Genomic DNA, 11,602 nt, shown 5'->3' with positions numbered 1-11,602 from the left:
GCACGTCCTCCACCGCTCCAACAACCGCTCTCGCACTGACTCTGGAGCCCTGAGGGGCCGACGCTTAGCGTCTGTCGAATGCTCATTCCCGCCAGCTATCAACCTGGACGAGTGTAGGTCGTGATTGGGCCGGACTGTCAATGTTGAAGCCATTCATAGGGCAACTACCGCATCAGTTCTCTGACGGTTCACACCAACGAATGCTCATTATCCAAGCGCTCGCATGTGAGGCACAACTGCTCGTTGCCGATGAGGCTGGCTCGATGCGCGATGGAACACTACGAGCGGGTGTTCGTACATTGTGAGCCGATCTGCAATGCGATCGTGGGCTGGGCCAGTTCGTTAGCCCCGTGATCTATTGAGCGCTAGGGTCCTGACCGATCATATTCTCGTGCTAAACAAGGGCAGGATTGTCGAGGAAGGGGTGCCACGCGATCCCAGGGGTCTCGATATCGAGAAGGTGCTCGATGGTGCTACGATCTCGGAGGCGAGCACTCCTGAGACGCCGACGTAACTCGGCAGCCCTTGCACAGGACTAGTGCATCGTGATGGTGATCGACGGCAGGACGTACGGGATTGGTTGGTCGTACCACACCGCAGTAGATGCGCTGTGTGAGGGTGTTGTGGGATCCTGGGCGCGATGTGCGCGGTCTGGTCTACCGCACCAAAGCACTTGCAAGCGTTGGTGTACGCAGAAGTCGTTCGTTGGCGTGACGTGGCAAAGCTTCTGATGGGTGTGGCGGCCCGTGGGTAGCGGCCCAGCGTACGACCCTCCCTCTCTGCACCTAGTTCGGGATTCTGTTGGCCCATCTGCGGGGCGACTCATATCCACAGAACGTTTCCCGATGGTGCCTCCATCCGGAGTCACTATGTGGCGGGTAGGGCTGGAAGACCAGTGGGATTATCCACCGTCACGGTGCTCAACGTGGTCCAGGAGCTTGCTACTGGCGTGAGGAAGTAGGGAGGGGAGAGATAGGCGAGTCGAGGATCGTAACTGTAGTTCGTCGCGTAGCCGTTGGTGATGGTTGTTCCCTGGAAGGTGCCTTCGATATCGGCATAGTTGCCGGCGAGGGCCCCATGCAGATAGATTGTTCCTTCGAAGGGGAGTTTCCAGAAGTCTTGCACTGCGAACGAGTGCTGGAGCGTCAGGATCGCCGCCATGATAACGGGATCATTCGATGGATAGGAGTAACAAGTATCGGGCGTGGAGTTCGTGCGCGTAAAGTCTTTGCTTACTTGAACGAAGTTGTCGGCGATCAGGCCCAGGAGACTCGAGGTGCCGTTCGCTCCACAACCGGCGTACTCAAGGTTGCCGGTAATCGTGATGTTGTTCTCTGATGCGGCAGTGAGCTGTCCATTGAGGGTGCCCTGGATGTCAAGGTTCCCCTCTTGACATGGGGCGTCCTGCTGATCGATGTTGATGGTTCCAGAGGCACAGGTTTGACTGTTAGCCTCTGCCAGGCTAGCGACGTACATCACGCCATTTGCGGGAAGCGGGATATCGTTGCCGACGCAGTTGGTGTTCTTGGTCTGTGGGGAGACCACCGTCATCGTCGTTCCATTGAGCGTCACCTGCGTGGGTCCATAGTAAAGACAGCCACCGGCGGCGGCGATCTGTTCAAGATCCTGGTCCGACTGCGGCAGGGCGAGCGGGGCATGGTATTGAACGTTGCCCCCCATATTGAAGACGGGGTTGTCGACGTTGTTGCCGTTTAAGTAGGCGTTGATGGGATCAATCCAGTAGGGGTGGGAGCTGTTACCGCTGGTCAGTGCCGAGGCAGAGTAGACGGGACCGTTGAAAACGGGGTCGCCGGCTAAGTAGAACATGTCATTGGAAAAGACCGGACCGTTGAAGGTCTGACCGGTGACGTAGAAGTTCAGGAGTTGCTCGCAGGTGGGGAGGATGGGTCCGTTAGGAGGCTGGCCATTTGTGCCATTGGATTGGGCAAAGGAGAAGTTGCAGTCGCTCTCGGCTTTGTTGTTTGGCAGTCGGGCCGCATGCACGGCGAAGACTGGATCGATCAGCATTTTGTTGTCAAAGATCAGATAGTTGAGGAAGCTTTGGGATCGGAAGGAGGCGTTGAGGGTGACGTACTGGGTGTTTGGGCCACTCGCCGCAGCACCCGTTACCAGGAGTTGCACGATGCCACTGGAGGCGGTCTGGGTGTTGTTGACGGCATAGTGGAAGAACTCGGTGGAGGACCCGGAAACTGGTTCCCACCCAGTCAGTGCGGTGTTGGTGACTGGAGGAAGGTTGTTAGCGTCGTAGCGCCAGTAGTTGCCGAGCTGGTTGATCGAGTACTGATCTAAGAGATTTTCGTAATTGGCTACGCCTGCCTGGGCTGCGGCGAGTGCGGTTTGATTTTCTTGTCGTTGTTTGGTCTGTGGTAGTTGACCGACTGATGCAGCGACCAGACCAGCTGGGATCAGGGTGATCAACATGACTGCGATGATGACCAGGATCAGTGCGTCGCCATGCTCGTTTCGAGCGTGCTCTTTCATGGTGCTTCCTCCTCGTTGATGGTCGGTGTGGGTGAGGTTGATCCGGGAAGCGCCACCAGCGTCTGACTGGTAGTTGTTCCCTGATCGGTTACGTCCTCGGTGATCGTGACGCCGATCAGATGGATTCCGGCCAGGATGGTCGGATTGGTCGTACCTCCGGTCGGGACGGCCACCTCAGCTTGGGTCAGTTGGCTGGGGTTCGATGGCGTCTGGTAATAGGAAAATAGCTGAGGTGATGCAAGCGTGAAGCCGAGGTTTGTGATGGGTGTCGAGGACTGTTGTTGGGTCAGGAATCGCGCATCCACCTGGCAAGGACATTGCGTTGTCGTGACCCAGATATCTTCGATGCCAAGCCTGCCACTCGTGTCGATGGCATCGAAGCTGAGCGAGGATGGTGAGGCAGCCAGGAGTGCCCCATCTCCGGTCGTCGTGGCCTGACTCAAGAGCCTGGTGAGTTCCGTAGAGCCGAGATCTGACGATGCGGTCGCCGCTTGCGAGCTGAGCGTGGCCTGTTGGATAACCTCAAATGAGGTGATGACTTTATAGGTGATCAGACTCAGCACGCCGGTCAATGCTGCTGCAATGACGAGTTCCACGATGCCGAGCCCATCGTCGTTGTTAAGGGAGTGTGATTGGAACATCGAGCATTTCTCCCCCTGGTGTGGCAAGGGCACCGGTCGATGGGTAGACGAGACTAGAGGACCCAGAGGTGATGGTCAAGGTTATTGCACCGATGGGGGCCAGGAAGGACAGCTGCCCACTACTGTTAGTGGTACCAATGTCGGTAAGCGAATTGGTGCAGCCCTGGAGAGGCACCCCCGAGGTGGTCGTTTGGATAATATGGACAGCCGCGTTCGCAACCGGCGACCCGTGACTCGTTACGGTGAGGGTGACTGGTTGTCCAAGAAGGTTGAGCGTGATGCTTCCTCCCGGGGGCGCCACCACGGTCGGTCCCAAACCGACTCCTGAGAAGGAGGTGTACAGCGCACATTGGCCAAGCCAAGCTTGATAACCCGAGATCGCCGGGAAGATATTGGAGATTGGGGTGGTACCGCCTGACGCATAGACCGTTTCGCCTCCGGGAAGTGAAGTCGATCCGAGCGAGATCCCAAATTGCCAAGGGACGGTGATATTCGGTGAGGCGATCGTGATCGTAGCTGCTTGAGCGTAAGTGAAGTCGGCTTGGGAGTTGGCAGAGGCAGTCACAGAGAGGGTCTGGGAAGGGGTTGGGTCTGCCGTAGGACTTATCCAATCTTGACCACTGGGTGCGGCGAGTGTAACCGTATAGTTACCCGGTGCCAGGAAGGGGAAATAGGCGCAGCCTTGTGCGTCAGTCTGTACTGTTTGCGCGCTATCGCTGGCGGCGCCTTGGGCGGTAAGGTGCACGGTGATGTCGCCGTCTGGCGCGGCTGCTTGGTTCTCTACGACCACCAGAACGGAGCCCGTTGTCGGCGAACTATATCCAGCGGGTACGTGGTAGCCAGTGGTGCTGCGTACCGGTGGGAATGGCGCCATATTCGTCCAGGTCACCGTCACCGAGGCTGAGAGGATTGGTTCTAGGACCTGGCTCGATCCACCATTGGCATTACAACCGTCAGGATTGCTGGTGCCTTCGGTCCAGTACAGGTCGTCGGTGATCGTGTAGGTGATTGGGCCAACCGTATCGGTATGGCTCGTGGTCCCGAGCATCGCTGTGAGGTTCGAAAATGATTGATTCGCCTCGGCATTGAGGACCTGTATCTCAGATTGGGCCAGGTCGGAGGCGGTGACTTGTTTGCGCGATGCGACTGACAGCTGCGTAGATTGTTCGATCAAATAAGTCGCGGGTCCGACGACAATGGCCAAGATGGTGAACGCGACAACGACGCTCACCAGTGAGAGCCCCTGTTGATCTCGGTGCAGCGAGAGAAAATATCCGAACACACGGTGAATATCGGCAGAGTACAGGCTAAAACTGAACACCCAGAGTAGTACTAGGACGCGCCAGCCAATCTACTCGGGTAAGATCGAGACTGACGTACAAGGGAACCGGCGCGAAAAGCTCGCCGAGGTATCGCTAGTCATCCCTCGCGTCGCGATCATGCCGTCGATGCGATGCGACGATTACTTGCTGCCAGTCGTCTGCCAACCTGGCGTGCGCGTGCACGGGTATACCTCTGGAATAAGGGGCATACCTCCCAACCGGTAGCAGTGGCGGTGCCAAAGATTGACGGTTCGGTGGTCCCGCCGATGTTGGGGTGAAAGTGGTGTGAGCTCTGCGACTTTTGACGTTCGCCGACCGCAGCATATCTTTATTGCACGGCGCTGGGTGCCAGGGGTACTTGTCTTATGGTGTACGGGGGTAGGAGTTCGGTTAGGCGACATCTCGGTGCGCAAAGCTCACGCTCGAGAGGGTATGCCGAACTTTGGCTACTCCGTGGAGGCCCAACTCACGCCGGTACTCCGATGAGTGAAGCGGCTGCTGTTGTTGTTCAAAGAGTTCGAGTTGTTTCTTGGTCATGTCCTTAGTATGTGTCGAGGTTCTGACAGCTCAACGGTCCGCCCACAAAAGTCGTTTCGTACCACGGATGTGTCGGTGGTGTGCAGCCATCGCCATCGTCGGTGGATCCAGTGATGAGGGCGATAACCGCGAGGATTGCGCAGGAGTACTTCCGAAACCAGATGGGCGTCGACTCCGCTGGGGTATGAGATGGCCGGCTCTGAGACAGTGTCCAAGAGGACCCGTTTATGCCCCGAGTGCGGTACTCGTCATGGTCCACGAGCGATACGGAGGAACATTGGTTGTGATGTTTGGCGGCCTCGTTGGGATGTGGTGCCGCAGCATCCTCCATTGATTAGGCGCAGACCCCTCGAGACTCTTCAGAAGGTGAGTTGCTAACGGTGATCAGGTGGGCTCTCCTACTCTTTGCCATGACTGGTGATGAGGAGTGAGGGTGCCTGCCCTCTCGATCGATGTCGGTGAGTTGATCACCATCGCTGGGAGAGCCGTTAGGACTCGAGAGAGCCGTTAAACCTCGTTCAGGCGATCGATCATCATGCGTAGGCGCCCGAGGGAGTGCTGGTCGAAGTCCAAGGCTAAGCGCTTGAGACGGAGACGATCATTCTCACGAACCTCCCATGCGGTTGGCTCAATAACTTCGATGGTGCCAGAACGTAGGATGTCGGGAAAGTCGTGATTGAGTGCGTTCAGCAACGGTGCTGGCGGTAGCCGTTTGAGTCTGAGGATGAGCCTTTTACCTACGATACGAGCGGAGTCGTAGTTGTGATAGAACGAGGTCACCTCCGTCACGGCCTCGTCGACGCTCCAACATCGGCGATAGAGGTTTAAATCGGCAGCGGAGACTAACCCTTGGGGCTCAAGCACTTCGGTCAGAAAAGCTAATAGTGGACCAAAGTAATCGCCGCCACTGGGTTCAAGGAGGACAAGTGGGGAGAGTTGGGCCTTGCCCGTCTGTAACAAGGTGAGCAATTCGAAGGTTTCATCGAGGGTGCCCAACCCCCCGGGCATGGACACGAACGCCGAAGACTCTTTGATCATGAGGACTTTGCGGGTGAAAAAGTACTTCATCTCGATAAGATGGCCGGACTCATCGAGGCCTGGCGCTGCCTCTTGTTCGTGCGGCAGTCGTATGTTGACACCGAAGGCATGTGCTGGTCCAGCGCCCGAGGTGGCGGCGTCCATGATGCCGGGTCCACCGCCTGTGATCACCAACCAGTCACGCTGGGCAAAGGCGGCACCGAGGTCATGAGCGAGCACATAACGTGGGTCACCAGGTTGGATCCTGGCAGATCCAAAGATTGTCACTTTGCGGTGGTTGCGGTAGGGGGCAAAGGTGGTAAAGGCCTCACGAAGTTCTCTGATCGCCGAGGTGATCATCTTGAGGTCGAGCCGGTCCATATCGGCAACCAACGTCGTCTCCAGCTCGTTGACGAGTGCGAGTTTGAGATCACGGTTCGGATTTTTGAGGTCGACGGCGCGCTGCTGAGGCGGTTGGTACGCCAGATTATCTCGTTCGGTCACCGGGATACCTGTTGAACCTGCCCGATGTCACGACTGGTCTGCATTCGAGTAGGTACCGGTTCGTAAAAGGTGGTGCGCTGGACGAGAGTGCGACCCGCGGCATGCGCGACAGCTTCGAACTCTTCAGGGGTCAGTGAGGTGCCATGCGTTGCACCGGCAGCGTGGGAGATACTCTCTTCCATGAGGGTTCCACCGAGATCATTGGCTCCACAGCCAAGTAGGAATGCGGCTCCTTGTACTCCCAGTTTGACCCAACTGACCTGGATATTGTCGATGACCCCATGGTAGGCAATTCTGCCTAAGGCATGGACGAGCACCGCCTCGCGTAGGGTCGGGCCTCGCCGAGCTTTGCCGAGGCGGTAGATCGGGGTGGCCATGTGGACAAATGGCAGTGGAACAAATTCAGTGAAACCGTGGGTTTGGCGTCCAAGGGTTCGAGTGACGTCGAGATGTTCGATCACCGCACCTATCTCCTCGATACTACCAAACATGATGGTCACATTGGAGCGTAAGCCGACCTCGTGTGCGGTGCGATGTACCTCTAGCCACTCGGCAGTGGTGAGCTTGTCAGGACACAGGGTGGCCCGTACAGGATCGTAGAGAATCTCTGCTGCCGTCCCCGGCAGGCTCTTGAGGCCCGCGTCCTTGAGGGCCCGCAGGTAGTCCCGAAGCTCCACTCCGAGCCTTTGTGCACCGGTGAAGACCTCAAGGGCTGAAAATCCGTGGAGATGGATATTGGGGAAGTGGGTGTGGATAGCGCGGGCAACATTGAGGTAGTATTCGCCATCAAAGGTTGGATGAATGCCGCCTTGCAGACAGACCTCAGTTGCTCCGTGTTCTTGGGCATCCCCAACCTTGGCGAGGATCTCCTCCAGACTCAGCAGATAGGGGTTCCCTCGCAGGTTGAGAGAGAGTGGCCCTTTTGAGAAGGCGCAGAATCGGCACTTGAAGGTGCAGATGTTCGTGTAGTTGATGTTGCGGTTCGCCACGTAGGTCACCGTGTCACCCACGGTCCTTCGTCGTAGGTCATCTGCGAGCTCTATCACCCCCATGACATCGAAACCCTTTGCGGAGCCGGCCATGGTGAGCAGTTCAACTGGTGCTTCATGGCCTGCATCGAGTTCATCCTGTAGCTCCTGGAGCCAACCCGGTGACGTAGTGCCTGTGGGCCGGCCGGGGAAGACCCGGCGTGGCAGGATTGAGGGTTCTCCAGAGAACCAGAGGTGCTCTCGGGCGTAGCCAAGCTGGTCGCGCTGGTAGTTGAGGGTTGGAAGTAGCCCATCATCGATCCAGCGAGCAGGCTCCTGCAGGTAGGCAGGATAGATAGGCAGACGCGGCACTAAAGCAAACCCCCGTCGTTCAAGTGTGGTCGTCAAATCGTCGATGGCGGGCCATGGCTTTTCGGGATTCACGTGATCTGGAGTAACGCGAGAGATGCCACCGAGGTCATTGATGCCTGCGCCAAGGAGTTCACTGGGATCCTCCGAAAGATTGGGCGGCGCCTGCAGATTAACGGTTTCCGGGAGTAACAGTCGAGCCAAGGCGATGGATCGTAGGTATGTTTCACGAGATGGTGGAGGTACATGGGCCATCTGTGTCGCCGGCTTCGGTACAAAGTTTTGAATGATGACCTCTTGAATGTTGCCGTAGTTCTCAGCGATTTTGCGGATTTCGTCGAGTCCTCGAACCCGGTCATCCTCTGTGTCCCCGATCCCGATCAGCAGGCCAGTCGTCATCGCAATACCTAGCGACCCGGCGTCGCGCAGTGTTTGGAGTCTCCGGTTGGGCGCTTTGTCTGGTGCAAGCCGGTGACACACAAGGGTATCGTTGATCGACTCCACCATAATCCCCATTGAAGCCGAGACTGGGCGCAGGCGGGCGAGCTCTTCGGTTGATAACGTACCTGCGTTGATATGAGGCAGGAGTCCTTCCTTGATCGCACGCGCTGCTGCGATGGAGAGGTATTCGACCGTCGACTCGAAGCCGAGGGCAGCGAGTTCCGCCTTTGCACGAGGATAGCGTTCCTCTGGCCGTTCTCCAAGCGTGAAAAGCGCCTCGATTGCCCCGTACTCACGAGCGGTCCGAGCAAGGTCGCTCACCTCGGCGGTGGTCATGTACGCTCGTTGGAGACGAGCTGGAGCCTTCGCGAAGGTGCAGTAGCCGCAGCTGTCGCGGCACAACATGGTGAATGGAAAGAACGCCTTCGGTGAATAGGTGATCAGCGTACCAAAAGTTCGGTTGCGAATGTTGCTCGCTTCTGCGAGTAGCTTCTCGGTTGACCAACGGGTGGGGTTTATCTCCATGACAACCACCTTAGCCCCTGGAGGTGCGAGGCTGGAAGTCGATTCATTGCGAGAGGGACCGACGCCTCGCTCGAGGGTTCATCCCCTGGTGGCCACCTTGTTGGGCACCGATCCGTTAGTGCTAGCCTCTTGGCCCGTTGGACGCAGCGTGGTTAGGTTGTTAACCCACTGGCAGCGGCTGGATCGAGCAGCAAGAGCGTATTGGTGCGATCGAGCGAGTGGATGGGAAGACCGTCTCCATTGATGGTACGTTCAACGATGGCGGCCTTCTCTGGGCCGGTTGCGACGATGATCCGGAAGGCAAACCGATTGAGGGCGGGGAACGTGAGGGTGATCCGTTCGATCGGATTGGTATTCGATGGATCTCGGTTGGCCGTCACGAGTGTGTGGCAGTTGCCAAGGGCCTCAGAGTCGGGAAAGAGTGAGGCGGTGTGCCCGTCGGACCCTAGGCCGAGGTGGACCACTGACCAAGGCTGATACTCGGAGAGTAAAAACTCGTAGCGCTTTGCATACCCTTTCGCCAGTGCCGTTCTCGCATCTCTTGTCGCCGCGTCGGGTGAATCACAGTCGGCGAGGAGCTGTTTTTCGGTCGGGGTATGGCATTGGATCATGGGCAACGTGACATAGTCAAGGCCTTCCAACCCATTTGCTATGTGCAGCCAGTTCGACCGTTCGTCATCGGCAGGGACGAGTCGTTCATCCACTTGACCGATCGCGAGTGGCTCTCCGTTGCGGGAGCTGAGCGACTCCTTTAGCGGTCCAAGGAGCTCCATAATGGTGTGGCCACCCGATAGTAGTAAGAGTCCCTCTTGGGTGAGATGCTCGTTGATGCGGGTACCGAAGAGCCCCGGTACATCCTCGGCGATTTCATAGTGGAATTGTGTCACAGTACTCCTTTCTGTTCGCAGAGCTTGCGACGTTCCTCCTTGCTACTTGATCCTAGCCTGTCCTCCTCGTCCACTGGAGAGAGAGTTTCGAAGGTGAAGATGAGGTCGAGGAGTGGTGGCGCTGCTATTCTGGTGTGGGCCAACAGATTCTTAATGCGATGGGGAGGCTTTTGACGTGAGTCAACGGGATGATTTGAAGTCAGCAGTCTCAACGTCGTTACAGTATGTAAAGCAAGAGACGATTGACCCTGCCAAGCGACTCGGTGGACTTCTCGTCTGGGGTGTGGTTGCCTCGATCCTCACAGCTTTTGGGTTCGTTCTCGTGGCGTTAGGCTTGCTTCGATTGCTCCAGGATGAGACTGGTACGACCTTCCAGGGTCATCTGGACTGGCTCCCTTACCTCATCACTTTGGTGGTCGTTGTCGTTGTGCTTGCACTGACACTGAAGCGAATCGGAAAGCGAGGAAAGTGACGATGGCGGATAAAATTCGTCTGAGCGATGTTGAGGACTCCTTTCGCGGTGTCCAAAAGGCAGCGAATGGTTCCCTGAATGCGTTGCGCCCAGCGTTTCCAGGTTTCGTTGGTATCGCCGCCGGGTTGCTGGTGTTTGTCGCCTTCGTGGTCGGCTATCGTCGGGGCCGAAATAAAACATCGGTCATCGAGATTACGCGCCTGTAAGGAGAAAGACTTGGCAAGACGAGGAGATGTTCTAGCGTCGCTTCGACCCTCGGTTCTGATGGTTAGGGCTTTGCGAAGAGTTTTTGAGTACTCCCACAATCGCTGGTTGGTTGCGGGAGGTTTTGCTGTCTATGTCCTACTGAGCCTTACGAAGGGTCGCCTCAGTCGGCGCTTTCTCGCGCCGCATCAAAAGGCGACCTTGCGTCTTGATGAAGGGGTATCGTACCTGATCAGCGCGAAACAGCGTTCGAGGACGTGAGCTCCCTATCGCAAGTTTTCCAGGAAGGTTCATTTGTGTTGGTCGTCGACCCAAAGGATCGACGACTTTTGTTGCGCTTGGAGGCTGGAGCTAGCGCCAATACCCATCGCGGGCTGCTCACACACGACAGTATCATTGGAGTCACCTCTGGTTCAACGGTGCTGACACGTTCGGGTTCTACCTTCGTGGTGTACGCACCCTCCTTTACCGATATCGTCCTGGAGATGCCGAGGGGTGCGCAGATCATCTACCCCAAGGACATTGCAGCCATGCTTGGCGAGTTGTCACTGCAGCCAGGTCTACGAATACTCGAGGCAGGGTTTGGGTCTGGGGCGTTGACGATGGGCCTGCTGCGCTACGGGGCCAAGGTGGTGACGGTTGAGAAACGAGAGGACTTCGCCAACCGTGGGCGTAAAAATGTGGAAAGCTTCCTCCCGCCAGAACTCAGTTCAAACCTTACCGTGGTGCATGGTGATGTGCTTGAGGTGGCGTTAGATGGTGTCTTTGACCGAGTGGTACTCGACCTTCTCGATCCATGGACGGTGATTCCTCGGGTGCGTCCGTTGCTGAGCAATGATGGCAGGGTCGTCATCTACGTCACGAATATCAATCAGGTGCAAGAGGTGGTACGAGCGGTCCGTTCCAACGCGCTGATCGTCGACTCCGTCAAGGAGATCCTTGAACGGAGTTGGATCGTCAACGGCGATGTAGTACGACCAGAGCAAAAGATGGTGGGGCATACCGGATTCATCATTAGTGCCAAGACCACTCAACCTTCCGTTGCGAAGCCCCGAGACAGCGAAGGCCCAGCTGATGACCCACGCGTGGCGGATTCGTCTCCGTAGTCAAGAGCTGTAGATCCGCTACGAGCTAGCTCTTGTTGGTGTCGCAGCGTGTTGGTGCCGGCACTACAGTTTGCGGCCCACACAGCAGTTTGCGGTAGGCCCGGTCG

Annotated in this window: 12 protein-coding genes; 5 read left to right on the top strand and 7 right to left on the bottom strand. The window is 57.1% G+C overall.

All coding sequences use genetic code 11. From position 1 onward, the window contains the following. Nucleotides 1-140 precede the first annotated feature (140 nt). Complete coding sequence (locus M7439_RS13035; RefSeq protein WP_366525179.1) at nt 141-305, top strand: ATP-binding cassette domain-containing protein; 165 nt, start codon at nt 141-143, stop codon at nt 303-305. A 562-nt stretch (nt 306-867) separates the two neighbouring features. On the opposite strand, the gene M7439_RS05760 is transcribed toward M7439_RS13035, so the two are convergent. The 7 genes from M7439_RS05760 to M7439_RS05730 form a co-directional block, all read right to left on the bottom strand. After that, complete coding sequence (locus tag M7439_RS05760) at nt 868-2,502, bottom strand: hypothetical protein (RefSeq protein ID WP_298346550.1); 1,635 nt, start codon at nt 2,500-2,502, stop codon at nt 868-870. Continuing rightward, on the bottom strand, nt 2,499-3,143 hold the full coding sequence (locus M7439_RS05755) for a hypothetical protein (protein WP_298346548.1): 645 nt from the start codon (nt 3,141-3,143) through the stop codon (nt 2,499-2,501). Before M7439_RS05755 ends, M7439_RS05760 begins: the two co-directional genes overlap by 4 nt. Then, nucleotides 3,121-4,464 (bottom strand): hypothetical protein, encoded by a 1,344-nt coding sequence (locus M7439_RS05750; protein WP_298348845.1) that lies wholly within the window; start codon nt 4,462-4,464, stop codon nt 3,121-3,123. Before M7439_RS05750 ends, M7439_RS05755 begins: the two co-directional genes overlap by 23 nt. 391 nt (nt 4,465-4,855) lie before the next feature. Beyond that, nucleotides 4,856-5,002, bottom strand: coding sequence for a hypothetical protein (locus tag M7439_RS05745; protein WP_298339864.1), 147 nt, complete (start codon nt 5,000-5,002; stop codon nt 4,856-4,858). A 507-nt stretch (nt 5,003-5,509) separates the two neighbouring features. Then, nucleotides 5,510-6,523, bottom strand: coding sequence for a TIGR00730 family Rossman fold protein (locus tag M7439_RS05740; protein WP_298346544.1), 1,014 nt, complete (start codon nt 6,521-6,523; stop codon nt 5,510-5,512). Further along, nucleotides 6,520-8,826: a 5-amino-6-(D-ribitylamino)uracil--L-tyrosine 4-hydroxyphenyl transferase CofH gene (cofH, locus tag M7439_RS05735; RefSeq protein ID WP_298346541.1), complete on the bottom strand. Its 2,307-nt coding sequence runs from the start codon at nt 8,824-8,826 to the stop codon at nt 6,520-6,522. Before cofH ends, M7439_RS05740 begins: the two co-directional genes overlap by 4 nt. Before the next feature lie 152 nt (nt 8,827-8,978). Next, entirely contained in the window at nt 8,979-9,713 is a 735-nt protein-coding gene (locus tag M7439_RS05730; protein ID WP_298346539.1) for a 6-phosphogluconolactonase, read from the bottom strand. A gap of 175 nt (nt 9,714-9,888) precedes the next feature. Between M7439_RS05730 and M7439_RS05725 the strand changes: the two genes are divergently transcribed. Genes M7439_RS05725 through M7439_RS05710 form a run of 4 tightly spaced genes read left to right on the top strand, consistent with a single transcriptional unit; the run spans nt 9,889 to nt 11,495 of the window. Then, entirely contained in the window at nt 9,889-10,185 is a 297-nt protein-coding gene (locus tag M7439_RS05725; protein ID WP_298346537.1) for a phage holin family protein, read from the top strand. A gap of 2 nt (nt 10,186-10,187) precedes the next feature. Next, nucleotides 10,188-10,391, top strand: coding sequence for a hypothetical protein (locus M7439_RS05720; protein ID WP_298335360.1), 204 nt, complete (start codon nt 10,188-10,190; stop codon nt 10,389-10,391). A 10-nt stretch (nt 10,392-10,401) separates the two neighbouring features. Beyond that, nucleotides 10,402-10,650: a hypothetical protein gene (locus tag M7439_RS05715; protein WP_298346536.1), complete on the top strand. Its 249-nt coding sequence runs from the start codon at nt 10,402-10,404 to the stop codon at nt 10,648-10,650. Continuing rightward, nucleotides 10,647-11,495, top strand: coding sequence for a tRNA (adenine-N1)-methyltransferase (locus M7439_RS05710; protein WP_298346534.1), 849 nt, complete (start codon nt 10,647-10,649; stop codon nt 11,493-11,495). The genes M7439_RS05715 and M7439_RS05710 overlap by 4 nt, the downstream gene beginning before the upstream one ends. Nucleotides 11,496-11,602: the final 107 nt, after the last annotated feature.

Origin of the sequence: Ferrimicrobium sp. (assembly GCF_027319265.1) — a bacterium.
Lineage (GTDB): Bacteria > Actinomycetota > Acidimicrobiia > Acidimicrobiales > Acidimicrobiaceae > Ferrimicrobium.
Note: the sequence above shows the minus strand (reverse complement) of the source record. Positions and strands in the feature narration are given on the sequence as shown.